This is a genomic window from Flavobacterium zubiriense (assembly GCF_041729725.1).
GTDB classification, from domain to species: domain Bacteria; phylum Bacteroidota; class Bacteroidia; order Flavobacteriales; family Flavobacteriaceae; genus Flavobacterium; species Flavobacterium zubiriense.
On record NZ_JBCFQL010000007.1, the window covers coordinates 166,300 to 191,407 of the forward strand.

The 25,108-nt window shown below is 31.9% G+C and carries 26 protein-coding genes, 3 tRNA genes and 1 riboswitch; of the genes, 12 read left to right on the forward strand and 17 right to left on the reverse strand.

All coding sequences use genetic code 11. The features are described from left to right. Positions 1-126 precede the first annotated feature (126 nt). The gene (locus AAGV28_RS08210) at positions 127-1,236 is read right to left on the reverse strand and encodes a lactonase family protein (RefSeq protein WP_373406335.1); all 1,110 of its coding nucleotides are present in this window, start codon (positions 1,234-1,236) and stop codon (positions 127-129) included. 255 nt (positions 1,237-1,491) lie between these two features. On the opposite strand from AAGV28_RS08210, the gene AAGV28_RS08215 reads away from it, so the two are divergent. From AAGV28_RS08215 to AAGV28_RS08230, 4 genes are all read left to right on the forward strand, one after another. Next, positions 1,492-3,420: a BatA domain-containing protein gene (locus AAGV28_RS08215; protein WP_373406336.1), complete on the forward strand. Its 1,929-nt coding sequence runs from the start codon at positions 1,492-1,494 to the stop codon at positions 3,418-3,420. A 15-nt stretch (positions 3,421-3,435) separates the two neighbouring features. Next, positions 3,436-4,689, forward strand: a complete 1,254-nt coding sequence (locus tag AAGV28_RS08220; protein ID WP_373406337.1) for a dihydroorotase — start codon at positions 3,436-3,438, stop codon at positions 4,687-4,689. Between the two features lie 3 nt (positions 4,690-4,692). Further along, positions 4,693-5,019, forward strand: coding sequence for a hypothetical protein (locus AAGV28_RS08225; RefSeq protein WP_373406338.1), 327 nt, complete (start codon positions 4,693-4,695; stop codon positions 5,017-5,019). 114 nt (positions 5,020-5,133) lie between these two features. Beyond that, positions 5,134-5,781 (forward strand): alpha/beta hydrolase, encoded by a 648-nt coding sequence (locus AAGV28_RS08230; protein ID WP_373406339.1) that lies wholly within the window; start codon positions 5,134-5,136, stop codon positions 5,779-5,781. Between the two features lie 462 nt (positions 5,782-6,243). Here AAGV28_RS08230 and AAGV28_RS08235 read toward each other — a convergent pair whose 3' ends face one another. After that, positions 6,244-7,242, reverse strand: a complete 999-nt coding sequence (locus tag AAGV28_RS08235) for an FKBP-type peptidyl-prolyl cis-trans isomerase (RefSeq protein WP_373406340.1) — start codon at positions 7,240-7,242, stop codon at positions 6,244-6,246. Between the two features lie 78 nt (positions 7,243-7,320). On the opposite strand from AAGV28_RS08235, the gene AAGV28_RS08240 reads away from it, so the two are divergent. Both AAGV28_RS08240 and AAGV28_RS08245 read left to right on the forward strand, forming a co-directional pair. Next, positions 7,321-7,707 (forward strand): RNA-binding S4 domain-containing protein, encoded by a 387-nt coding sequence (locus AAGV28_RS08240; protein ID WP_373406341.1) that lies wholly within the window; start codon positions 7,321-7,323, stop codon positions 7,705-7,707. A gap of 144 nt (positions 7,708-7,851) precedes the next feature. Then, positions 7,852-8,352: a phosphoribosyltransferase family protein gene (locus tag AAGV28_RS08245; protein WP_373406342.1), complete on the forward strand. Its 501-nt coding sequence runs from the start codon at positions 7,852-7,854 to the stop codon at positions 8,350-8,352. Here the strand turns inward: AAGV28_RS08245 and AAGV28_RS08250 are convergent. Beyond that, on the reverse strand, positions 8,344-8,862 hold the full coding sequence (locus AAGV28_RS08250; RefSeq protein ID WP_373406343.1) for a shikimate kinase: 519 nt from the start codon (positions 8,860-8,862) through the stop codon (positions 8,344-8,346). The genes AAGV28_RS08245 and AAGV28_RS08250 overlap by 9 nt on opposite strands. A 126-nt stretch (positions 8,863-8,988) precedes the next feature. On the opposite strand from AAGV28_RS08250, the gene AAGV28_RS08255 reads away from it, so the two are divergent. The 3 genes from AAGV28_RS08255 (at position 8,989) to AAGV28_RS08265 (ending at position 9,296) form a co-directional block, all read left to right on the forward strand. Beyond that, positions 8,989-9,061 (forward strand) — tRNA-Lys (locus AAGV28_RS08255). 36 nt (positions 9,062-9,097) lie between these two features. After that, positions 9,098-9,170 (forward strand) — tRNA-Lys (locus tag AAGV28_RS08260). Between the two features lie 43 nt (positions 9,171-9,213). Next, positions 9,214-9,296: transfer RNA gene (locus AAGV28_RS08265), tRNA-Leu, on the forward strand. Between the two features lie 117 nt (positions 9,297-9,413). Here AAGV28_RS08265 and AAGV28_RS08270 read toward each other — a convergent pair. From AAGV28_RS08270 to AAGV28_RS08295, 6 genes are all read right to left on the reverse strand, one after another. Then, positions 9,414-9,650, reverse strand: coding sequence for a hypothetical protein (locus AAGV28_RS08270; protein ID WP_373406344.1), 237 nt, complete (start codon positions 9,648-9,650; stop codon positions 9,414-9,416). Between the two features lie 281 nt (positions 9,651-9,931). Continuing rightward, on the reverse strand, positions 9,932-10,645 hold the full coding sequence (locus tag AAGV28_RS08275) for a hypothetical protein (protein WP_373406345.1): 714 nt from the start codon (positions 10,643-10,645) through the stop codon (positions 9,932-9,934). Between the two features lie 40 nt (positions 10,646-10,685). Beyond that, positions 10,686-10,961, reverse strand: a complete 276-nt coding sequence (locus AAGV28_RS08280; RefSeq protein WP_373406346.1) for a hypothetical protein — start codon at positions 10,959-10,961, stop codon at positions 10,686-10,688. Between the two features lie 5 nt (positions 10,962-10,966). Next, positions 10,967-11,236: a helix-turn-helix domain-containing protein gene (locus AAGV28_RS08285; protein WP_373406347.1), complete on the reverse strand. Its 270-nt coding sequence runs from the start codon at positions 11,234-11,236 to the stop codon at positions 10,967-10,969. Positions 11,237-11,328: 92 nt separating this feature from the next. Next, on the reverse strand, positions 11,329-11,973 hold the full coding sequence (locus AAGV28_RS08290; protein ID WP_373406348.1) for a BRO-N domain-containing protein: 645 nt from the start codon (positions 11,971-11,973) through the stop codon (positions 11,329-11,331). A 28-nt stretch (positions 11,974-12,001) separates the two neighbouring features. Continuing rightward, on the reverse strand, positions 12,002-13,315 hold the full coding sequence (locus tag AAGV28_RS08295) for a phage integrase SAM-like domain-containing protein (RefSeq protein WP_373406349.1): 1,314 nt from the start codon (positions 13,313-13,315) through the stop codon (positions 12,002-12,004). Between the two features lie 428 nt (positions 13,316-13,743). On the opposite strand from AAGV28_RS08295, the gene AAGV28_RS08300 reads away from it, so the two are divergent. Next, positions 13,744-14,469, forward strand: coding sequence for a hypothetical protein (locus AAGV28_RS08300; RefSeq protein ID WP_373406350.1), 726 nt, complete (start codon positions 13,744-13,746; stop codon positions 14,467-14,469). 97 nt (positions 14,470-14,566) lie between these two features. Here AAGV28_RS08300 and AAGV28_RS08305 read toward each other — a convergent pair whose 3' ends face one another. Beyond that, positions 14,567-14,779, reverse strand: coding sequence for a DUF3826 domain-containing protein (locus AAGV28_RS08305; RefSeq protein WP_373406351.1), 213 nt, complete (start codon positions 14,777-14,779; stop codon positions 14,567-14,569). Between the two features lie 266 nt (positions 14,780-15,045). On the opposite strand from AAGV28_RS08305, the gene AAGV28_RS08310 reads away from it, so the two are divergent. Beyond that, a complete protein-coding gene (locus AAGV28_RS08310) occupies positions 15,046-15,546 on the forward strand; it encodes a tetratricopeptide repeat protein (RefSeq protein ID WP_373406352.1) in 501 nt (166 codons plus the stop codon). 142 nt (positions 15,547-15,688) lie between these two features. Here AAGV28_RS08310 and AAGV28_RS08315 read toward each other — a convergent pair whose 3' ends face one another. After that, positions 15,689-16,213: a DUF4252 domain-containing protein gene (locus AAGV28_RS08315; protein WP_373406353.1), complete on the reverse strand. Its 525-nt coding sequence runs from the start codon at positions 16,211-16,213 to the stop codon at positions 15,689-15,691. 204 nt (positions 16,214-16,417) lie between these two features. Between AAGV28_RS08315 and AAGV28_RS08320 the strand changes: the two genes are divergently transcribed. Continuing rightward, complete coding sequence (locus AAGV28_RS08320; RefSeq protein ID WP_373406354.1) at positions 16,418-17,854, forward strand: S41 family peptidase; 1,437 nt, start codon at positions 16,418-16,420, stop codon at positions 17,852-17,854. A gap of 82 nt (positions 17,855-17,936) precedes the next feature. On the opposite strand, the gene AAGV28_RS08325 is transcribed toward AAGV28_RS08320, so the two are convergent. From AAGV28_RS08325 to AAGV28_RS08350, 6 genes are all read right to left on the reverse strand, one after another. Beyond that, a complete protein-coding gene (locus AAGV28_RS08325; protein ID WP_373406355.1) occupies positions 17,937-19,016 on the reverse strand; it encodes a DUF5074 domain-containing protein in 1,080 nt (359 codons plus the stop codon). A gap of 4 nt (positions 19,017-19,020) precedes the next feature. Continuing rightward, a complete protein-coding gene (locus AAGV28_RS08330) occupies positions 19,021-20,793 on the reverse strand; it encodes a TonB-dependent receptor plug domain-containing protein (protein WP_373406356.1) in 1,773 nt (590 codons plus the stop codon). Positions 20,794-20,905: 112 nt separating this feature from the next. Beyond that, a riboswitch (cobalamin riboswitch) is annotated at positions 20,906-21,162 on the reverse strand. 103 nt (positions 21,163-21,265) lie between these two features. Beyond that, positions 21,266-21,790 (reverse strand): alpha-ribazole phosphatase, encoded by a 525-nt coding sequence (gene cobC / locus AAGV28_RS08335; RefSeq protein WP_373406357.1) that lies wholly within the window; start codon positions 21,788-21,790, stop codon positions 21,266-21,268. Further along, a complete protein-coding gene (locus tag AAGV28_RS08340; protein ID WP_373406358.1) occupies positions 21,775-22,557 on the reverse strand; it encodes an adenosylcobinamide-GDP ribazoletransferase in 783 nt (260 codons plus the stop codon). The genes cobC and AAGV28_RS08340 overlap by 16 nt, the downstream gene beginning before the upstream one ends. A 201-nt stretch (positions 22,558-22,758) precedes the next feature. After that, a complete protein-coding gene (cobT, locus tag AAGV28_RS08345; protein ID WP_373406359.1) occupies positions 22,759-24,435 on the reverse strand; it encodes a nicotinate-nucleotide--dimethylbenzimidazole phosphoribosyltransferase in 1,677 nt (558 codons plus the stop codon). Positions 24,436-24,557: 122 nt separating this feature from the next. Next, positions 24,558-25,073: a bifunctional adenosylcobinamide kinase/adenosylcobinamide-phosphate guanylyltransferase gene (locus AAGV28_RS08350; RefSeq protein ID WP_373406360.1), complete on the reverse strand. Its 516-nt coding sequence runs from the start codon at positions 25,071-25,073 to the stop codon at positions 24,558-24,560. Positions 25,074-25,108: the final 35 nt, after the last annotated feature.

Genomic DNA, 25,108 nt, shown 5'->3' on the forward strand with positions numbered 1-25,108 from the left:
TTTTAGAAGGCAGATTATAGAAAGCACAAAAAAAATCAGATTTTAGATTAGATGTTGTCCATCTTAATCTAAGATCTGATTTTTTCATTCCCACTTCTAACTTCCAGCTTCTAACTTTTAGAAACTTTACTTTGTAAAAACCACGCAAACAGGAGAACACAATTCGATTCTTTTTCCTGTATCAGTTAACTCCCCTGTTGTCTTATCTCTTTTAAAAATGACTACATTATTCGAATATTGATGGGCAACCAAAAGAAAATTCCCCGAAGGATCAATGGCGAAATTTCGAGGTCCTTGACCCAATGTACTCGTTTGTCCTAATGACTCTAACTTACCATTCTTTTTAACTTTAAAAATAGAAATAGTATTTGCCTCTCCTCTATTTGAAGCATATAAAAATTTCCCGTCAGGCGAGATATGAATATCGGCTGAACTAAAAGTTCCAGTGAAACCTTTTGCCAAAATAGTAGTTTCATCTATTTTTTTTAATTTTCCATCCGAATAATTAAAAGTAGTTAAGCTACCATCTAATTCTTGTAATAAATAAACCTTTTTTCCGTCATTACTAAACGTTAAATGTCTGGGTCCACTTCCTAATTTCACAGCAATACTATCTGAAATTCGCAAAGGTTCATTTGTTGAATTGGAATCATAATGATAAGAATACACCTTGTCGATCCCTAAATCATTAGCTAAAACAAACTTTTTATCCGGTGAAAAATAAACCATGTGAACATGTGGTTTCTCTTGTCGTTCTACATTTATTCCTTTACCAAAATGCTGAATTACCTGTTTAGCTTCTGTTATACTTCCGTCTTCATTCTTTCCAAAGACAGCAATATTTCCTCCAGAATAATTAGCAACAATAACATTTTTTTCGTCATTAATAATATAACAAGGATCTGCACCTTTAGAATCTTGCTGATTCATGAGATTTATTGTGCCACTTTTGGAATCAAATTTAAACGAACTTACTGCACTATTAGCGCCATTTTCATTAACAGCATATACAAATTGATTATCATTAGAAACCGATAAATAACTAGGACTAACAACCGAAGAAGAAGCATTTTTAAAATTAAATTCAGCAGTATCCATATCAAAATCATAGACATAAATACCTTTACTTTCGCAACTGTTAGTATAAGTACCAATAAGTAAATTCAATTTATTTTCCTGAGCTTGAACCCGAATACAAAACAACAACACACATGCAATTAGAATACCTTTTTTCATTTTCTTATTTTTATGAATGCTAAAATACATATTAATCCACAACGGATAATCTAATAAAAACATGATTTGGTTTGGCAGACTGAAAATCTGTGAGGTTGAAAAGTAAAATTCACCGCAAATTCGCAAATTATTTTTTTCTTTCCAAGTCTTTAAATTTGCGAATTTGTGGTGAATATTTTTAGAAGCTGAAAGGAAAATACACTAAAGTGCATAGTTTTAACTATTTTTGGGTACTAAATAAAATCAAAAATAAGAATGCAATTCAAACATCCCGAAATTTTATACTTTCTGTTCTTATTGATTGTACCTATTTTGGTTCATTTGTTTCAATTCCGCCGATTTAAAAAAGAATATTTCACGAATGTTCGGTTTTTAAAATCACTAACTATTCAAACCAGAAAAAGTTCGAAATTAAAAAAATGGTTGTTGCTTTCTTGTCGTTTATTGTTGCTTACATTTATTATTTTGGCTTTCGCCCAACCTTTTTTTGAAGCTAAAGACAACAAGAATAGTTCTAATGAAATGTATATTGTTCTCGACAATTCTTTTAGCATGCAAGCCAAAGGAAAAAAAGGCGAATTACTCAAAAGGGCTGTACAAGAATTACTGGAAGCAACTCCCGAAAACAAAAATTTCTCGCTTTTAACCAATACCGAAAGTTATTGGAATACAGATATAAAATCGGTTAGAAGTACGTTACAAAATTTAAAATACAGTGCCATTCCGTTTGAATTAGATCATGTAATAGCCCAAATAAATGCACATTCTACAAATGCAAAAAAAGATATTGTTATTATAACGGATGCTATTGGAATTGACCCAAAACAACTCAAAAACATTTCTAAAAATGATGTGAGTTATTTTATCATTCCAAAATCAGAACAAAAAAACAATGTTGCTATTGACAGCGTTTTTATTAACGAAACAACAAATGATTTCTATGATATTAATGTGAACGTATCCCGTTTTGGAGACGATATAAAATCCATTTCATTGGCCATTTACAATCAAAATAAATTGGTTGCAAAAACGGTTGCTAACCTAGAAACTTCGAAAAAAACTTTGCATTTTACTATTCCTAAACAAGAATTTCAAGGCTACGTTTCCATTTCTGATAACAGTTTGAGTTATGACAATACCTACTATTTTAGTATTTCGAAAGTCAAAAAAACCAATATTATTAGCATTGGCGAAAGTGCCAAAAGTCAATTTCTACAACGCATTTACACCGCTGACGAATTCAATTACAGCAATACTGAATTAACTGCTTTAAACTACAACAACCTTGAAAAACAAGACGGAATTGTTTTGAACGAATTAGACGAAATTCCGCAAGCCTTACAAATTACGGTAAAAGATTTTGTTCAAAAAGGCGGAAATCTTATAGTAATTCCGTCGGCAAAAAGCTCCATTGCCACACTCAATTCTTTTATGGGGAATTTTGGAAAAATCCAATTCAAGTCTTATGAAAATGTGGAAAAATTGGTCAGTAAAATCAATTTCAATCATCCACTATTTTCTGGTGTTTTTGAAAATAAGATTACTAATTTCCAATATCCTTCTACCAAAGCTTCTTTTGCTATTTCCAATTCTAATCCTGCAGCATTATTTTATGACGATCAAAGTGCTTTTTTATCAACTATGATTACAGCTGTTTCGGCAGTTTATTTGTTTTCGGCACCTATCAATACCGAAAATTCTAACTTTCAACAATCGCCATTAATTGTTCCTGTTTTTTATAAAATGGCTCAGTTTAATCAAAATAATGGTGTAAATGCACTGACTATTGGTAATTCAAATCCGTTTATCGTAGATGCTTCGCTTTCGAAAGACGGAATTTTAGAAGTTAAAAATTCGAACGAAAATTTCATTCCTATTCAGCAAATTATGAATGCTAAAGTGAAGATGACTTTTAATGATTTGCCTTTAGAAGCAGGGAATTTCGAAATTTACAATCAAAAACAATGGATAGAAAACATTAGTTTTAACTACAATAGAACTGAAAGCAATCGAAACCCGTTGGACAACAACTTGCTATCCGAATACAACACCGCCGATTCTATTGAAAGTGTTTTTCATGATATACAAACCGACCGAATGGATAATCAACTTTGGAAATGGTTTGTTATCTTTGCACTGCTCTTCCTACTATGCGAAATGGCTATTATAAAATTCCTGAAATAAAAACTTGCTCTTTATATGAAACTAATCATCCGAAACGCCAAAATTATCGACCCTCAAAGTCCTTTTCATAATCAAACGGTAGATATTTTAATAGTAGATGGATTCATTGAAAAAATTGGAAAATCATTAGACAATTCAGACAATGCAGAAGAAATAAAACTAGACAATGTTCATGTTTCACAAGGTTGGTTTGATAGCAGTGTTTGCCTTGGAGAACCAGGTTTTGAAGACCGTGAAACGATTGCAAATGGACTTGCTGTTGCTGCAAAAAGTGGCTTCACAGGCATTGCTTTACAACCTAATTCTTTTCCTGTAATTGACAATCAATCTCAAATTAATTTTGTGAAAAGCAAAGCCAATTCGAGTGCTACTGAACTTTTCCCGATTGGTGCTTTGACCAAAAATGCCGAAGGAAAAGATATGGCGGAATTGTTTGATATGAAACAAGCGGGTGCCATTGCCTTTGGTGATTACAATAAAAGTTTAGACAATGCCAATTTGCTAAAAATTGCCTTGCAATACACCCAGGATTTTGATGGCTTAGTGATTGCTTTTGCCCAAGATGAAAAAATAAAAGGAAACGGTGTGGCTAATGAAGGCGTTGTTTCTACTCGTTTGGGACTGAAAGGAATTCCGAATTTAGCCGAAGAATTGCAAATAGCCCGTAACTTATTCTTACTCGAATATACAGGTGGAAAAATGCACATTCCAACTATTTCTACTGCAAAATCGGTTGCTTTAATCAAAGAAGCTAAAGCCAAAGGATTGCAAGTAAGTTGCAGTGTGAGCGTACATCATCTAACATTGACCGATGAAAAACTAGATCATTTTGATACCAGATATAAAGTTGCTCCGCCATTAAGAACCGAAGAAGACAGGCAGGCTTTATTAGCTGGAATTTTGGACAATACCATCGACATGATTAGCAGTGACCATAATCCAATGGACATTGAACACAAAAAGATGGAATTTGATATGGCAAAAAATGGAACGATTGGTTTAGAAAGTGCTTTTGGCGCTTTGATGAACGTATTGCCTTTAGAAAAAGTAATCGAAAAATTAACTTCTGGAAAAGCGGTTTTCAACATTGAAAGTTCTTCAATAAAAGAAGGTTCGAAAGCGAATATCAGCTTATTCAATCCTGAAGTAGAAAGCATTTTTACTAAAACAGCTATTTTATCGAAATCTAAAAACTCTGCCTTTTTAGGAATGGAATTAAAAGGAAAAGCATACGGAATTGTAAATCAAGGAAAATTAATTTTAGCATAAACAATGAACAATACAATTGAAGAAGGAAAAACAGCCGCAATAACCAGTTATATTTTAGGAATTGGCGTTTTTATTGCCATGTCTATGAATGCCGAAGACAAAAATCCTTTCGCCTCTTTTCACATTCGTCAAGGACTAGGGATTACCTTAACGTTTATTTCGCTGGGCTTGATTATTAGTAATTTTGACAGTATGATGATATCGGCTCCAATGTGGATATGTGTTTCGGTACTTTGGTCGTATGGTATTTTTAGCGCTATAAAAGGCGAAACGAAACCGATGCCACTTGTTGGAAATTTATATCAAAAATGGTTTAAAAGCATCTCTTAAAATCTCAAAAAAACAAATCCCAAATTCCAACCTCAGTATAATATAGAAGAAGAATCAAGTTCCAAAACTGAACACTAATCCCGAAGCTTCGGGACTGAACACTGAACACTAACTATGAATCTATCCTTAGAACACCTCATCAGAGAACCCAAAATAAAATTAGATAAAAACCCTTTATTGCTATTATTACACGGTTACGGCAGCAATGAAGCCGATTTATTCTCATTTGCATCTGAATTACCCGAAGAATATTATGTTATTTCGGCTCGTGCTCCTTATGATTTACAATACGGAAGTTATGCCTGGTACGCTATTAATTTTGATGCCAATGAAAACAAATTTTCAGATCACGAACAAGCTAAATTATCTAGAGATTTAATCGCTCAATTTATTGATGAATTAATTGCTAACTACCCTATTGACAAGGAACAAATTACTTTATTAGGCTTTAGCCAAGGTGCTATTTTGAGTCAAGCAATTGCGCTCTCCTATCCTGAAAAAGTTCAAAAAGTCATTGCCTTGAGCGGCTATATCAGCGAACCTATATTTGAAGAAAATTATAAAAACAATGACTTTTCAAATTTAAAAATATTTGCAGCTCATGGAACAGTAGATCAGGTAATTCCAGTAGAATGGGCTAGAAAAACCAAATCCTTTTTAACTAATTTAGGAATTGAATCCGTTTATAATGAATATCCAATAGGTCATGGCGTTTCGCCTCAGGTTTTTAATGATTTTAAAAACTGGTTAATTCAGAAATAAAAAATTTTAACTATTTCATATTCATAATTTTCAATTGTCTCCAGCTTTAGCTGGAGGGATAGGGAGTCAATGTCGAATTGGCTTTAGCCAAAATAGTTTTCTTTTGGCTAAAGCCATTAAAAACTAGCTGAATTTTATTCCTCTAGCTAAAGCTCAATGTGATTAAGTTTAACTTTTCAGTCGTCACTTCGAGTAATTTTAAATAATAATACGATAGCTTTATTATTTAAAATTGTATCGAGAAGTTTTATATAAACTAGACGATATTGGCTTACAATTTTTTGTCTCAAATTGTAAGACCCAAACGGGCGAATCCTTAGCTTAATGACATTGAGCTTTAGCTGGAGGTAATTAGTGTCTTAAATAGGATATACTGAATAGTTACAAAAAATTTACATAAAAAAATCCCGTCTGGTTCTAAAAAACGAGACGGGATTTTTTATATTTCAATACTACTGCTTTTTAGCGGCAGTTTTTATCTAAATGTTTTTTCTTTCTGTCTGGATTAGTTGTATTTCCATTACAATCCGGAATTAAATTAAAAGGAGTTATAACTCCATTTACCGTTATTTCAGATCGTGTAGTAAAACCATCGCCATCATCATCAACATCTCTAAAGTCCGGTATTCCATCACCATCAGTATCGTCGTTGTATACATTACCATCACCGTTAATATCTTCAAGATAAGAAGGAATTCCATCATTATCAAAATCCGATCTTTTAACAGCATACAATTTAAAACTAAACACTAAAGGAGAGTAACTTGGTATAGAACCTTGTACTCTATTATAATAAGCTAAACCAGAAGGTAAAAACATCACTCCTGCTCCAAAATTATTATAAGTAACTGTTCCGTCTGCATTAGAGACAGGAGTGTCTCCAGTCTTAAACTCAGGAAAAACCTCACTCCAACCTGTAACAACATTATTTAAACTAAAAAACGATTCAGGATAAATCAATTTCTCAAACTCACTCGCTAAAAGTACAGATGGTACAGCTGGTTGTGCAGGTGTATCACCTGAAGCTGGAACAGCTTCTTTTGCCACTGTACGATACAAATAATCTCCTTTATAAGCTGTTAAAACCTCATCAACATTACAAGGTGACTCTCCTACTCCTTCTCTTAAAACTAAATAATAAAGTTCATAAGTTATTCCATGTAATTCAACAGGCTTTTTCAATAACTTTGGAAAAGTACTCCTATTCAAATATGACATTATAGAAGGTTGTGTATCCGAATTTGTTATTTTTTTAATTATTACATCATTATCAGCAAAATTAGGATCTTCTACATCTATATAATAAGTCTCCAAATATTCTTCAATAGCAGCCTTATCAGTTGCAAATTGTTCCCCAAAATCTCTAAGAGGCACTTCTTCAATTGAGTTATCGTCTTTCGAACATGAAAATAAAGAGAGGCATGTAATTATTAAAATAAAATAATACTTAAATTTGTTCATTATAGCTGAATTTTAAGTGCGCAAGATACAATATTGATTTATTTTTGTAAACTATTTAACTCTGATTTTACAAATTTTATGCGAATAGATAAATATTTATGGTGTGTCCGATATTACAAGACTCGAAATCTGGTGACCGAAGCCTGCAAAAAAAATCATGTCACAGTAAACGGCATAGTCGCCAAGCCCTCTAAGGAAGTTTTTCCAACGGATAAAATCACTTTTAGAAAAGATCAAATCACACAAATCATTACGGTATTAGACATTCCTGAAAACCGTGTGGGTGCTAAACTAGTGGATATTTATAGAAGAAATGACACTCCTGCGGAAGTGTATCAGCATTTGGAATTATTAAAATTATCCAAAGAGCATTATCGAAAAAATGGAACGGGACGACCTACCAAAAAAGACCGAAGAGATATTGATGAATTTGGGAACGAAATTCACGAAGACGAAGAAGATTAAAGTTCAATCCCGAAGTTTCGGGATAAATCCCAAATTCCAAAACTTCGAGATAAAAAACTAAAGTTATATATACGTTTTAAAATTGGAAGTTGGTATTTTTTATATTGGAATTTAAATTTAGTTACATTAGCAAAAAAATAAATCATGAGCAAAGACATTATATTAACAGATCAGGAAATCAAACACAAAACAAAAAGAATTGCTTACCAAATCTACGAAACCTTTATAGACGAAGAAGAAGTTGTTCTTGCAGGAATTGCTACAAATGGTTATGTATTTGCTGAAAAAATTGCTCAGGAATTGAAAACCATTTCGAGTTTAAAAATTATTTTATGCGAAGTTTACATAGACAAACAAAATCCAAAACTTAGCATAAAAACCTCTATTCCTTCTGAAGACTATGCTAATAAAGGATTGATTCTTATTGATGATGTGTTGAATTCAGGCACAACCTTAATTTATGCGGTAAAACACTTTTTAGATGTGCCCTTAAAAAAATTCAAAACAGCTGTCTTAGTAGACCGCAATCATAAAAAATATCCTGTAAAAGCGGACTTTAAAGGAATTTCTCTTTCTACTTCTTTGTTAGAACATGTACAAGTAGAATTTGACCAAAACAACAACAGTTATGCTTGGTTAAGCTAAAATCTCCAAAATATCATCTACAGTCTGCTCAATCGTTTTTTGATCTACAGTAACAATATGCTGCGCTTGATTGTAATAATAACTTCTTTCAAATAAATGGGTAGCAATAAACTCTTTCATCTCAACATCATCTTTGTTTGCTATGAGGGGTCTATTGCTCTTATTTAACGACAATCTATCTACTAAGGTCTCTATAGATGCTTTTAAGTAAATAGATAATACATTTTCTCCTTTTAATAACTCATGATTATTGGCATAACAAGGAGTTCCCCCACCTAGACCGATTATAATTGGATTGGTAAAATTCAGTAATTCTACAAAACATTCGTGTTCTAGCTTTCTAAAATGGATTTCACCCTTTTCAGCAAATATCGTTTTGATAGTCATTTTTACCTTTTTTTCGATAAATTCGTCCAAATCGATAAAAGGAATTTCGATTTTTTTTGATAGTTCTTTGGCAATAGTTGACTTTCCGCAACCCATGTAACCTAACAGTATAATTTTCTTCATAGAATAAAACCCTATAAACTAAGGTGTTAAAATTTATTATTAAAAAAAGACAAATTTATAATAAAAATGCTTGGAAAACTTAAAATAAAGTCCTTATATTTGCACCCGCATTCAAGGAAAGAATATGACTCGATAGCTCAGTTGGTAGAGCACATCACTTTTAATGATGGGGTCCTGGGTTCGAGCCCCAGTCGGGTCACAAATTGTGATTTAAAACATAATTTCCTTGAGCATTGACTCGATAGCTCAGTTGGTAGAGCACATCACTTTTAATGATGGGGTCCTGGGTTCGAGCCCCAGTCGGGTCACAAAAGGTTAAGTAATTTTTTTACTTAACCTTTTTTACTTTTAGGCCACGTGGAGAAACGGTAGACTTGCCATCTTGAGGGGGTGGTGCTCGCAAGGGCGTGTGGGTTCAAATCCCACCGTGGTCACTATTAAAGCCTATTTATAGGGCTTTACAAAGGTTTTAGCCGACATTTAGCCGATAATTTTAATTATCGACTTAAAATGTTTACTAAAACCTTTTTTAATTACTCTAATGCCTTGTTTTAGAGTTTAACCATTTCAGAAAAGACTGAAAAACTGCTATACCTTTTACGTCCGAATAATTCAGAATACAATTTATTCGTTTTATTAAACGCCTGGGCTTTGGTTTTTGAAGCTTTCAATAATTCAAAATAATACTCATAAAAGCCTTTTGAAGTAGATAGTCTTTTCATTAATTCGTTTTGACTCTCTAGTTGCATAATTTTCTTTTGCAATTCCTGTTGTTCAATCAAATTCATAATTTTATTTTATTTTTATTAATAGATTAAATTCATAAACATTCACACCCCCCCTACAAAAAAACACAACCGAGTATAATCCTAGCTAAACAGCGATGTACAACAATTTAAATCCATAGAGATTTTACCCCATACCCCCGTTATTGATAGTAAATAATTATTATATTTGTTCCAGTTTTACACATTGCCTGTGTAATCACTATTTGAACAAATAAAAGAGAGTAACTATTTATAGTAACTCTCTTTTTGTTTTTAATTCAATTTTAAAAACCCCCTATTTTTTAATCCGATCTAAAAAGTATTCTTTTATTTTGTGGTAGTTTAATATTTTTTTCATTTTGATTAATACTATTGGAACTCTTATTTTGCCAATCAAATTCATCTTTTAACCACTTCTTTAAAGTAGTCACGGTAATACGATTGAAATTCATATCATTAAATTTTTCAATACAAAAATCCCAATCATATATTTTAGGTTTGTAATCAGCAATAAGATTTAAAAGTTCTTTATTGAAATTTAATTCTAAATAATCGAAGTGAGAGAGAGCATTTTTATTACTCACCCTCTCTATTTCTTTACTTTTTTCTTTATTTATATTATTACTTTCTTCTATTGTTGCCGTTGGTTTGCCATTTGTTCGCCGTTGGTTTGCCGTTTGTTTGCCCTCATCAATAGCATTAAATGTAATTATATCATATTCTACAAGGGTTAACAAAGTATATTTATTTGTCGTTTTCTTTACTAAATATTTTCCTTTTATAAGTTTGTCTAATGCGGTTCTAACTTGCTTTATTGTTAATCCAGTTTCTAAAGACAAATTACTAACACTCGTTACTTTTTGCCCTCGCTTTATCAATTCACCTTTCCAAAAAGCATCTTTAAAATTAGCATCAATTAATAAATGTTCATACAATCGCATCGTTAACGGCTCTTTATAATATTCATTACTTTTTATATCCCGCATGATTGCCAAATAACCAACGTCAACACTCATAACCATTATTTTTTATATTTACGGTTTTCGTTTCCATATCTTAAAATAATTTCAATTGGTTTGATACTGGGAATAAATCGGGATTGGTTGTATAAATCCCCACTTTACCGTGTCCAGTTATGTTACATTTACGAAAACCTACTAATGCTATTTGATTCTTTGCCCGTAGTGTTTTAACGTGACGGCAAATAGATTCTCTCATTACATTTGTTTCTTTGTCGACTTCTTTCATTGTTTTAGGATATTCAAAGAATGCATTAAAAACAACATTTAGTTGGTCGTGACCGTTTGCCTGTGAATTATTACTATTTTTCATTTCCGTTATTCTTTAAGAGGTTTAACGGCTTCAAACACTTCGGTTCTTTTATACATTACACGGTTTCCGATCCCGTAGCTTTTCAACTTACCAGTTTTCGTGTGCTTCCAAAGAGTTGTTTTATTTATCGATAGTAATTTACAAACCGCATCCCGTGTAATAAAATCATTTTCGGGTTGCTGCGGTTCGGTTACTGTTTTAACTCCCAACAGCGGTTCTAGTGCTTTGGCTAACTGTTCAACTGTTATACCATTTAAAAAAATTTGTGCCTCCATTTGTACTTATGTTTTAATTAATAAGTACAAAGATGAATCTATGCGTTTGGTAGTATTTTTGGTAGCGTTGACTTTATAACTACTTCTTTTAATTAGTTATATCCGAGTTCAATTTTTTTATAAAATTCAATAAACGGATTTAATATTTTAAAATCCATTTCAACACAATACTCATAAATTTTTGTGATTTTATCAGGATCATTAAAAATGTTTGTATTTCTTTTTACTACTGTATCTTGACGCTTACTATCACCAATGTAAGTTTTGTATGAAGACCATTGTTCAGGCTTCAAATTCTTTGCTAATTGTGTAGGATTTTTATATTTTCCCAATAGCGTTTCAAGTTCTCCCGTTGCAATCCAAACCCCAACAACAAACCAAACTTCATTTTCATAATTTTTAATCCTGATATTGTTTATTGAATTACCAGTAATACTACTTTCAATCCAAAATTTTAAACTTTTCAATTCGTTGTAATTAAACAATTGACTTACTCTTGAAGCCCAATAATCAAAAAGTTTATCAGGCGGGTAATTCTCAGGATAATTATAATTAGGGTTATTGGCGATCATTTCACAAATAGTTCCTGTTATAGCACCAATCCTATTATCAATATCAATTAATAACTCCTTTTTTATATCAATATCAATTTTATTAACCTTTTCGGGAACTTTAGAGATTAATAATAAATATTCTTGAATATCATTTTTATTAGTTTGAATATCTTTTAAAGCCATTTGAATAAAGTTTTAATGTTTGCCTGTGTTATTCTTTTTGGTCGCCTGTGTTTCTAATAACTTCCATAACGGGCGGGGTAATGGTTTTTGGTGTTAGTTTACTGAAATATTCTAACATTTGATAAGCATTATCGTATGTCGTTTTTCCGATATAATGCAAAAACATACGCTCTGAGCCGTGAGCCGTGATATTCATTAATACGGGTGTCGGAATACGTCCGTAAAAATTAGTTGCAAAGGAACGGCGACAAATGTGACTACTAATAATTTCGTGTTTTGGGTACACATCTTTAACAGTTGGTTTGCCTTGTTTGAGCTTTTTACGTCCTTTGGTTGGCATAAATAGTTCAGCTTCTTTACAGACATCTTTAATGTATTCGTTAAAATTCGCCAATGAAATTTTATAAGGCAAACCGTTTTCAATTATTTCGAGTGCTTCGGGCAATAATGGAATTGCAACCAGTTTGCCTGTTTTTTGTTGTTTTAGTTCAATTATTTTAATTCCGTTAATGTCTTTTATGTTTTTGGCTGTGATACTCAACAAATCCCCTCCACGCTGTCCAATCAAACAACCTAACAACAACCATTTACGGGCGTTTATCAATGCTTCACGAATTAAGGGTGCTTTTTTTATTGCCTCCTGTTCCTGTTCATTTAAAAAAACAATGTCTTCGGGTTCTTTACTTTCCGAAACGCCTTTGATGTTTTTAATTTGCACCGAGGTTTCAATATCGTTTTTTGAAGCATCAATACAAATGGTTCTTAAATTGGCTATATTTTTTCCTACATAGTTAACGGAATACCCTTTGCCAAATAACCAAATTTTGAACTTTTCAACAAATTGCAAATTAATATCTTTTATCAAAATGCTTTTACCTTTTGGCGTTTCGGCTTCATAGCGTTTAACCGTGGCTTTAAATAACTTCAAATTTTGAATACGTCCAGTACTTAATCCAATTTGCTTTTTTTGGTTTTGCTTATAAGGTGCTTCATCAATGTATTTTTGAATGTAGTTTGTCAATACATCGAGTTCAACAATTGGGATTTTATTATTATTTATGTCAATTTGAAGTTGCAACCAGTCGCCTGTAATTTCGACTCCGTTACTTATTGCATCATTGTAAGCCGTTTCAATGTGCTTTTGTAGTTTGTCTAATTTAGATTTTAATCTTTTTAGGTTTTCGTTTTTCGGGATTGGTTGCTTTTTTGGTTCACTCCAATCATTTACATCGATTGTCAAACCCGTTTTTCTTTTTAAGTCAATTTTCTTACTCACAATGAAACGAACCGTAATGTTTGACATTGCACTTTTGCCCTGAAGTATAAATTTTATAGTTGCCATTGGTTAAATATTTGAACAAACCAAAGATATAAAAAGTTAGCCGACATTTAGCCTAAAAAACACAAAAAGCCGACCATAAGCCGACAATTTACGTATTGCAATAAATTTAAATAAATTATTATAACTCAACAATAACAGTACCTAACACGGCTTTAGTATCCTTTTAATTCATTACTAATTCATCAAAATACACAGGGTAACACCCCACCGTGGTCACATTCTCAATTTTAAAACCTCTTATCACAAGGGGTTTTTTCTTTTTTTCCAAAAACAAGACAAAAATCCATATGACAGCTAAACTTTAATTCAACAACATTAATACTGTATTTAAAATTATTGTTTTTATTAAATCTAAATAAATTGTAATGAAAAAATTTATAGAGTATATTTGCCATTATTCTAAACAATCTATTTAAATCATATATTTTATGAAATCAAACATTTTAAAAACAATAACTGCAGTTCTTTTATTGTTAGTTGCTAGTCCTTCTCTATTTGCTCATGCTTTATGGATTGAAACAAAAGCTATGGGAACAAAAGGAAAACCTCAGGAGATCTCAATTTACTTTGGTGAATTTTCAGAAAATGATATTACTAAAGCCGATAAATGGTTTTCTGATTTAAAAGATTTTACATTAGTAGTAATTAGTCCTTCTAAAAAAGAAATCAAATTAAAATCTACAGCTTTAGAAGATAAATACCAATCATTTTTTACACCTGAGGAAGAAGGAGTTTATACAGTAGTAATGCAACATACCGTAAAAGATGTTTATGGTACTATGAAATTAGATTACAACTCAAGTGCTACTATTGTTGTTGGAAACAAATCAATTGGAAACGTTGCAACTGCAAACCCTAACAAAATTAGTGTTTTTCCTGAAAATGCTTCTTCTGTAACAAAAAACACAAAGGTTACCGCAATAGCTTCATATAATGCTGCTGTAGCTAAAGAACAAAAAGTAAAAGTTATTGCACCAAATGGCTGGGAAAAAGAATTATGGACAAATGAAAATGGAGAATTTTCGTTTACACCTATCGGGTCAGGAAATTATATGATAGAATTTTCACAAACCGAAAAATCTGCAGGAGAACACAATGGAAAAAAATACGATGAGATTTGGAAAATGGCAACTTACCAACTTAACGTTCAATAGCATTTCATTATTTATTACCATAAAAAAAGGTCTTTAATTTAACGATTAAAGACCTTTTTTTGTTTTTTATTCTTGCTTTTAGCTACTTTTTCAGACTTTACTTTTTTGCATAATCATTATACATTTGACCCCAATTGTGACCAATACTGTTTAAATATTGTCCGGTTTGCGTTTTATAAATCTCAAAAATAGCCGATATCGGTTTCATGCTTTTATATTCAACCGCTTTTTTGCGAGCTTTTTCCATTAATTTATCAATCTCAGCTCTTTCATTAGCGGTTATTTCTGGAACTACAGCCTGAACTTTCATAATAAAAAAACCATTCAAATGATTTAAAAAATCATAAATACAATCATAAAAGCTACTTTTTGCTTTTATAAAATGAAACTTTAAGTTATTGCTATTCGTTATTTGACGATAATTATAAATAGATTTTAAAATGAAAATTTTTCTATAACATCACAAAAAAAACTACCCTTTCCAAGATTTTAAAATTAAATTCACTGATTAACAATCATAATAATTTTCAATTTCATACATTTAACAACCCATTTATTAAATTAAAAAAACTAACTATGAAAAACCTACTCTTATTTTTATTTCTTCTACTATCGGCAATTGGTTGGAGTCAAACTGCAGAAAACTATTTTGACCAAGCAATGAAAAAATCAGACGCTGGAAATGCTCAAGGCGCAATAGCCGATTATACTAAAGCCATAAAAATGAAACCTGATTTTGTTGTTGCCTATTTAAACAGAGGAATGCAAAAACTTAAAATCAATGATCTTCAAGGTGCATTAACTGATGTTAATAAAACCATAGAAATGCATAACGACAATACTTATGCTTACACAACCAGAGCTAATATTCATTACAAACTAAAAGATTACAAATCAGCTTTGAACGACTGTAACATAGCTATCAAATTTAATACAGGAGATTACATTACCTACAATCTAAGGGGATTAACCTATACGCATCTGGATGACAAAAAAAGTGCTTGTGCCGATTTTACAAAAGCTATACAACTGGGAAGTCAAAGTGCTGCTAAAAATCTCAAAATGTTTTGCAAATAACATCAATGAATAACTGATATAGAGGTGATTTGTTTTTTTTAAATGTATAACTGTCTAAGAAAATAAAAAATAAAATACCTTTAAAAACTAAAAAAAGCAGCTTCAAAATTTGAAGCTGCTTTTTGTTATGTATTGGACAATCCTATTTTTGAGTTAGTTTCTTCAATTCATTCCCTCCTGGAATTTGCATCTTATTAGTCAAAATAGAAATATCGCTTAAACTAAAAACCCCTGTTAATGACATTAAAACCGATCGATTAATACCATTTGCATCATCATCAATAAACATTAAAAACTCTTTTAGTTGATTGCTTCCAGTACGTTTTACATCTATCGTAATTTGTTTTCCGTTTTCGTTTACTTTTTTTAATTCTTCTAAATCAGCCAATTTAATATAGCTTTCAGCTACATCTTTCATTTTTTTAGCAGCTATACTATTTGTAGTCGAAAAAACTTTTAAATTTTCTAAATTTCGAATTAATTTCAAATATTGCAGTGTTTCAATATCAGACGGATCCACTTTTACTTTACTCATTAATTCAAACATTTTTTTGTTGACCACCACCGAAACAATTTCCTCTTGTCCATCAAATTGATCGAAAACAGTTTGTCCATAAAACGAACTTGATGCTAATGCAACTAAAAATGTAAGGAGTACTTTTTTCATTTTCTTATCTTTAATATTAAATTTATGCGCTTTGTTATAGCTATACTTACCATTTCTATGCCAAATATTTTATATGCTGGTTTAAATGTTATAACGTGAAATAGTGTCATTTATGCAAAACCAAAAAATTATTCATTCCAAAAAAAATCAATAATAAAACTAAAGATAGTATTTTTACGTTAATACTTATAATAGTTTCTAATTATGAAAAGTCTAAATAAATACATACTCCTTCTATTACTACCCCTTTTGTTCTTGCAAAGCTGTCAAGACCAAGATGATACATTACCAGAACCAACTTCTCTGGATGTTCCTAAATTTATTTGGAGAGGAATGAATTCCATGTACTTATGGCAGGAAGAAGTTCCTGATTTAGCTGACAATAGATTTATGGATAATATGGAATACGAAAGTTTCTTAGGCAAATATACTCCCGAAGAACTATTTGAAAAATTACTCTACAGAGCCCCAGGTTCAGATAAGGCTAATGTTAATAGCACTGTTGACCGATACAGTTGGATAGTTAGTGATTATCTCACGCTAGAACAGCAATTAGGAGGAACAACTAAAAACAATGGGGTGGAATTTAGTTTAAGTCTTGTAAACACGGATCACGTTATTGGTTATGTACGTTATATTATTCCAAATTCAGATGCGGCTACAAAAGATATTCGGCGTGGAGAGATTTTTTATGCCGTTAATGGTACTCGTTTAACCTTAACAAATTATCGCAGTTTATTAAATAGTGCAGCTGAAAACTATACTTTAAATTTTGCTAATCTTACTTATGATGCCAATAACAATCCTGTAATTACTCCCAATGGCAAATCATTAGCATTAACCAAAACTAATTTAGCCGAAAACCCTATTTTTATCAAGAAAATAATCAATAGTGGACAGCACAAAATTGGTTATCTCATGTACAATGGGTTTTATGATAGTTATGATTTAGAACTCAATGATACTTTTGGCTATTTCAAATCCGAAGGTGTAACCGAATTGGTTTTAGATCTAAGATACAATGGTGGTGGTTCAGTACTAACTGCAACCCGATTGGCGAGTATGATTACAGGGCAATTTAGAGGCGAAATTTTCAGCGAATTGGCGTATAATACAAAAAAATCACACCTTAACAGAAAATACACTTTTACAAGTACTATCGATGGAACAAGTCTAAACAGTTTGAATTTGAATACTGTTTATGTTTTAACTACTAGAAGTACGGCATCGGCAAGCGAACTTATTATTAATGGTCTTGATCCATATATCAATGTAATCCAAATAGGAGATAATACTGACGGAAAAAATGTAGCTTCGGTTACGCTTTATGATTCACCTGGATTTATTAAAACTAATGTAAATCCTTCACACCGCTATGCCATGCAGCCTATAGTGGCGCGCTCTGTAAATGCCATAGGTTTTGGTGATTATTTAGAAGGCTTAGTCCCCGAACATCGATTATTAGAAAGAATACAAACATTTGGTGTACTTGGCGATCCATCGGAACCTTTACTGAGTACAGCAATTGGAAAAATAACTGGTACAGCTAGAATGATTCCTGAAAAAGCAACCAATACTTTAGAATATTTAAATGATTCTAAAACACTTAGAGGACAAAATAGGATGCACTTTGAGCAATAAATCATTTTAAATAATACAACAAAAGGCTCTCATTTCTGAAAGCCTTTTTCACACAACCCTAACATTAACTCTTTACAACGAATTAATTGTTAAAATAAAAACCGTTTGGCCCTATACCAACGGTTAATTCTTTTTCTAATGTTCCGGTAAGATTATAAATAAAAGCTTTACTGTCTTGACCAAAAGTACCTCCATCAGCTATATAAATACGATTATCTTTTACTGCAAAACCGTAAATATAACCTGTAGCTGAAATAGTAGCGGTTAAAAGAGGAGTTGTCGAAACTGATGTAGCATTAGTATTGATCACATAAACTGACTTACCAGCGGTATAAAATATTTTATCCTCTTCGATATCTAAAAAAGATGCTGTGTCAAAATCTTGTGGAAAAGTAATTCTAGAAACTGATTTGTCTGATAATTTTACTTTAACAATTTCATTTGTACTATCATAAGGTCCTCTTAAAATATATAAAATTCCATCTTTTACTTCCATTGTATTAGCACTTGAACCAATAGTAACTGGAGTTTCTAAAGCTTTAGTTGCTATATTTACAACTAATAATTTCTCACTATTGTACGGCTCTGTAATGTATAATTTACCATTTTCTTCAACAATTCTATTTCCTGTTCCATTCAAATTAATTTTTGATTCATACTTATTCGTTTTTAAATCAATAATTGCAACATAATCATCTGTATTACCTGTAATTACCGCTGCATCATCAGCAGGTTTTCCATACGGTGCATACGTATTTGCATTAGTTACATACGCTTTTCCATTTTTTGCAACACCATATCTTGGATTTTCAAGTCCACTGTCAATTTTAGCAATCAACTTAAAGGTATACCTGTTAACAACATTGATAACATTTGAACCACCAGCAATTATATAAGCATTCTCTCCATCAAAAAAGATATTTTGCAAGTAGCCACCTGGATTATCGTTACTATTATTTGGTCCATATACATCTTTTGTAAATGTAACTAAGTCATCACTTAGAAAAGAAACACTGCCTTTTTCTTTAGATCCTTCGTTTAGGATAAAAAATCCATTGTCATAAATCCCTTTAGGATCATCATTAGAAACATCGTCGTCGTTAGAACAAGAAACAAAAAGCGATATGCTTAATGCTAATAAAAATAATTTAGTTAATTTCATACTATTAAAATTTCAAGGTTAAATACATATTAAAATTGCGACCTGGCATAGGTCTGCTTTCAAGACTTTCGTAAACTTCATTAAATAAATTTAGAACCTGAAAGCCTAGTTTAAAAGATTCTAAAAATTTAAAATCATAATCGATTCCAATATTAGTCACCTTATAACTCTTTACCGTTTCATCCGGATTATTATCGGTTCGAGTATAGACAAAACCATTATATAAAAATTGACAATTGGTCGAGAATCGATTTCTGGAATAAGAAACAGCAGCTGTTACTTTGTTAAATGGAACAAAGAAAAGTTGTTTTTTGGTAATGCTATTTTCTGAAATTGTATGAGCATAAGTAGCATTGGCAGCAAAAATATTTTTACCCAATTGCTTTCTCCAATTCAATAAAGTTTCGGCTCCATAACTAGCTACCTTATTCGTGTTTTGTGGAGACCAGATTCCATTATTCCCAGGAACCCATTGCAACATATCTTTTATTTTAAAATAATAGAAGTTTTGCGTTAGAGTAAGATTTTTAAAAGTAAAAACATTTCCAATTTCTGTCTGATACGAGCTCTCTGGTTTCAAATCCGGATTTCCTCCTTCTTCCCAATACAAATCGTTGAAAGTTGGAATTCTAAAATTCCTGGATAAATTCATTTTTAATTGATACAATTCACTAATCTGATAAGATGAGCCAAGAGAAAATAAAACAGGCGATTTATAATTATCTGTAAATTCTTTTCGAATACCAATTTCGTTTTTCCAATTAGATAAAATGTCTTGTTTTACCAAAAAAGCCGCTGAACTAATCTCTCTGGTATTGTCGCCAAAACCACTACCAAAACCTTTTGTTCGATTATAATCAAAAATGGCATTAATTTGTGTTGATTTAAATAAAGTATATCCTAAATCAGCTTTGGTTGTCAAACTTTCCGTTTTTCCGAAGCTATAATTATTTAGTGCTTTGTTAGCAAAATATTGATAATTTTCAAAAATATAAGCTGTTTTAAAATTGGTCGTAAACCTTCCAAAATCGCCGTCGTATTCTAATAAATTTCTATTAAAACCATTTACATACTTACTTTTTGTTTCAGATTCTAAAATTAATGAAGTATTTCGATCGGTATTTGAAGTTTGAGTGTATAATTTTAAAGTGTTCTTTGCATCCAATTTATATCCTAAATTGGCACTCATAGTTATAACCTCATATTCACCATTTTGATTCCAACGCTGCTCTCCTCTCCAGGTATATTGATTTAAGTATTTATAATCATTTGTGGAGCTGTTTCTTGAAAATCCAATGTGAGTACTCCATTTTCTGTTAGAAATATTCGCTTTATAATTTATTCCTAAAGTATTAAAACTCCCATAATCAAGTTTTAAATTGTTTTCAAATTGATCATAAAACACCAAATCATTATTTAAATGAACCGTACCTCCGATGGCTCCGCTTCCGTAAATCAAACTTCCTCCGCCAGCCTTTACACTAACTGAATTGTAATCAGTACCTGAAATGGTATTAAAATCAGTACTTCCATTCATTTGTGAATTAATATTAATTCCGTTCCAAATTACTGCTGTTTGCGAGGCTGTTGTACCTCTAAAAGAAACTGTAGAAAGCATTCCGCGACCGTACTCTTTGAAGTAAATTGTGGAATTAAAATTTAATAAATCAGTCAACAAAGCTTCATTTTTATTGATAATAGAATCATTAAGCTTTAAAACGGATTGCGAACTGGAATATTTTTTAAGATTAGCATCAGAAACTATAACTTCTTTCAATTTGGTAATAGTATCGTTCTGCGCCGAAATAAATTGGCACAACAACAAAATAAAAAAAACAAGTCTTATCCTTAAAGTCATAATTTCTAAACTCTTTTTCCCGAGAGTTCGATATTTATTAATGTTTAAGGCAGGTCTCCTGGCTTGCGTCTTGTTGTTTACCTTCTCATCCGCCGTGGCGAACAATGGTTTTGTAGATAACAACAAGCTTGATAGCTTACAGTTGCGGGTACAGCTCAAGATTTTGATTAGTGATTATGAAATTTAAATTGCAGATATAAAATCTAAATTCATCAATAATCATTCACTTGATTCCCTTTTAATGCTATTTTTCAATAAAAAATAGCAACCTCAATACGGCAGCAAAGATAAAACTTAATTCAGCTAAAAATCAAATTTATATCAATATTTGATATAGTAATCATAAATCACTAAAAACCAGTAATATAGATATTTCTAATTCAAGTTATAGTTATAGTTCTATCTTTATAACATCGCCAAAATCTACTTTGTTTGTAAAAGCGTCCTTCAATGGTGAATTTGAATAGGCACACAAAATGCTTCGGATTACTCCAGCATGCGTAATAAGCACTATTTTTTTCGAATTATATTTTGAAACCAATTCTTCTAAAAACTCATTTACACGATAATGTAAAGCTACAAAAGATTCGCCATTAGGAACGGTTACATTTACAAAATCAGTCATCCAAGGCGTAAAGTCAGCTTCAGGAATAGCGTCCCATTTTTTCATTTCCCAATCCCCAAAATTCATTTCCATCAATCGAGAATCGATACTAATTGATGAAGATGATAGATATTTTGCCAACGCTGTACATCGAGATAATGGACTCGAATAAAAAACAGCATCAGATGGTAATTGTTTTTTTATTGATTCAAATTGTTCTAAAAAAGGTACTTTCAAATCCACATCAGATTGTCCGTAACAAATGCCTTTTTTGCAAACCGTTTCAGTATGTCGAACTAAATAAACTTCCATAAAGCAATACTTGATAGATAAAAAACAACTTCACAAACTTGCTGAGTAGCGCCAAGACAATCACCAGTGTAGCCGTCTATCCATTTTTGGAAATAACGAGCCATAAAAAATCGGAATAAGAAAACAGGAATTAAAACCAATAGTATTTGCCAATTAAAAATAGCCAATACTATAAGCGGTAACAATCCAAAAAAGAAAGCACCAACTACTTCTCTCCAGCTAAAACTTTGAGCAATAGGCTTGCTTTTGCTTGTCGCATCTTCTCTTGAATATTCGTGGGTAAAAACAATTGATATTGCGGCTAAGCGGCTTAAAGCATGTCCTGAAACAAACAATAAAAAACCAATCACTATTGAATTTGTTTCTTCAACTAATTGAACCAAACTTTGAAACTTTAATAAAAAAAGCAATACTAAGCCAATCGCTCCATAAGCTCCAATGGCACTGTCTTTCATGATTAAAAGAATCTTTTCTTTAGTCCATCCGCCACCAAAACCATCACAAACATCAGCAAAACCATCTTCATGAAATGCTCCAGTAACCAGAATACTGGCAATCATTGAAAGCACAACTGCAATTTCAGTAGAAAAAATTAAGGTGGAAAGATAGAAAACAACAAAACTGATTCCTCCTACAATCCAACCAATTAATGGAAAATATCTCGAAGCTTTGTTTAAATAATCCGGATGATGATTGATGTTTTTAGGGCAAGGAATTCGGGTATAAAATAGTAATGCCGTAAAAAATATATGGAGTTCTTTTTTCATTTTATTAAATATCAATATCATTTTGGCTAAAGCCAATTTGATTTATTTTTTATCCCAAATAGCTAAAGCTATTGGCAATTCATTAAAAAATTTCTCATCACTTTCTAAATTCCAATATCAAATACTATTTTTAATTGCCTCCAGATTTATCTGGAGAAACTCTGATTGGAATAATTATTGGCTTTAGCCAAACTAAAACAGCTACTTTTCACTCACTCCAGAACTTTCAAAACTAGCCATTTCATTTAAAAAAGCAACTGCTGATTTAATTATTGGAAACACAAGTGCACAACCTGTTCCTTCACCCAAGCGCAAATCTAATTGTAAAACTGCTGAAACTCCTAGATAATCGAGTAGTTTTTTATGCGCTTTTTCAGCTGATTGATGACTAAAAATAGCGTTATTCATTATAGAAGGTTTTTTTTTGAAAGCTATTAAAAAGGCAACACTGCAAATAAAACCATCCACTAGAAAAATCATATTCTGTTTATAAGCCTCTAGCATTCCACCAGCCATTTGCAAAATTTCAAATCCTCCAAAATAAGCTAAATAACTCTCTAAATTTTTATCTCCTTGGTAATTCTCAATTGCTTTTCTTAGAACATCAATCTTCAATTGCAATTTTTCATCGCTGACTCCTGTGCCTCTGCCCACGCAATCTTCGATAGGAAAATCACAAAGCACACTCATTAAAACCGAAGCTGTAGCCGTATTTCCAATACCCATTTCGCCAAAACCAATGCAGTTGCTTCCCTGTTTTGCAATGGTTGTTACAATTTCGCTTCCTTTAGTAAAACACAAATTCATTTGCAATTCGGTCATTGCTGAACCGTTTAAAAACGAATGTGTTCCTTTGTCAATCTTAGCCGAAATCAAGCTTGTATTAGACGGAAAATCATAATTTACACCCGAATCTACAACGGACAGCTCTATTTTATTTTGCTTACAAAATACATTTATTGCCGCTCCACCTTCTAGAAAGTTAGTTAGCATTTGGCGCGTTACATCCTGAGGATAAGCACTCACTCCATGTTGTGCAATACCATGATCGGCTGCAAAAACCACAATATGGGGTTGGTTTATTTTAGGTTCCAAAGTTTTAAAAACAGTAGCTATTTGTATGGCTATTTTTTCGAGAACTCCTAATGAACCAATAGGCTTTGTTTTTTGATCTATTTTCTGTTGCAAGCTTTTTAAAAAAAAATCAGTTGTAAGGGGATGGATTGTCTTGACTTCAACTTGCTTTGCTGTTGCTAAATGCAATTCGGTAATTTCTGAAACAAAAGGTGTTTCTGATTTTTGTTTCCAATGTAATTGCTGCAACATCGGTTGATTATCATAATTTGTTGCTGGTTTGCCTACGCAAAAATACCCCAGCGGTTCTATATGTTCTGGTAAACCCAATATTTCTTTGAATTGGTAATAATTCAAAATCGAAACCCAGCCCATTGAATACCCTTGTTCCGTAAGTGAAAGCCAAATATTTTGTGCCGCACAAACTGCACTAAACTTAATCGCCTCATTGCTTCCCACTGTTCCGATAGTAAAATTATTAAGTACCGAACGGTCATAACAAATTACCAATCCCAATGGCGCTTCTTCAATCGCCTCAAGTTTTAGGTTTTGATATTGTTCTTTTTGGGATTCGTTATCCGTGGAACCAGCTGCTTTTTTATCGTATTCTAAAAACAATTCCTTAATCGCTTTCTTAATTTCTACCGATTTGATTAGATAATATTGTGTTGCATCGGTCAAACCAACAGAAGGCGCCCAATGCCCTGCCTGTAATGCTTTTTCGATTACGGCATCAGGAACACTATCATTCGTAAAATGACGTGTATCTCGGCGGGATTTTAAAATGTCGTCTAAATTACTCATGTTTTATAATTAAATTTCATTGGCAATGACAAATGCAAAAATCAATTAAAAAACATTGAAATTAATTTACAATTGAAATTTGATATAGGTATTCTTTTATTGATATTGTAATTGAATTTCTCTTACAATACTCCTTTAATTATTACTGGAATTCCAGAAACCATTAGCACCACTTTATCTGCTTTTTTAGCTAAATATTGGTTCATCCAACCTTGCAGTTCGGTGAATTTTCTACCAATGTGCGTATCGGCATGAATTCCCATTCCGATTTCGTTAGAAATAATAATGATAGTCACATTCGGCTGTTTAATTACTGCTTCAAATTCCGCTTTGGCTTGAATCAAACTCAACTCGACATCATTTTTAGTATCAACAAAAAAGTTAGTCAACCATAAAGTTACGCAATCAACTACAGCCACTTGCCCTGAAAAATCAATTTCGCTTATAAATTTTTCTTTTTCAATGTTAATCCAGCGTTCGTCACGATCTTTTTGATGACGGTCAATTCGCTTTTGGAAATCATCATCCCACTTTCGAGCTGTAGCAACGTAAATAGGTCTTGATGATAATTCCTTCGCTATATTTTCGGCATAACTGCTCTTTCCTGAGCGCTCTCCACCTGTTATGAAATAGATCATTTAATGATTAATTATAAATGGTTAATTATAAATTT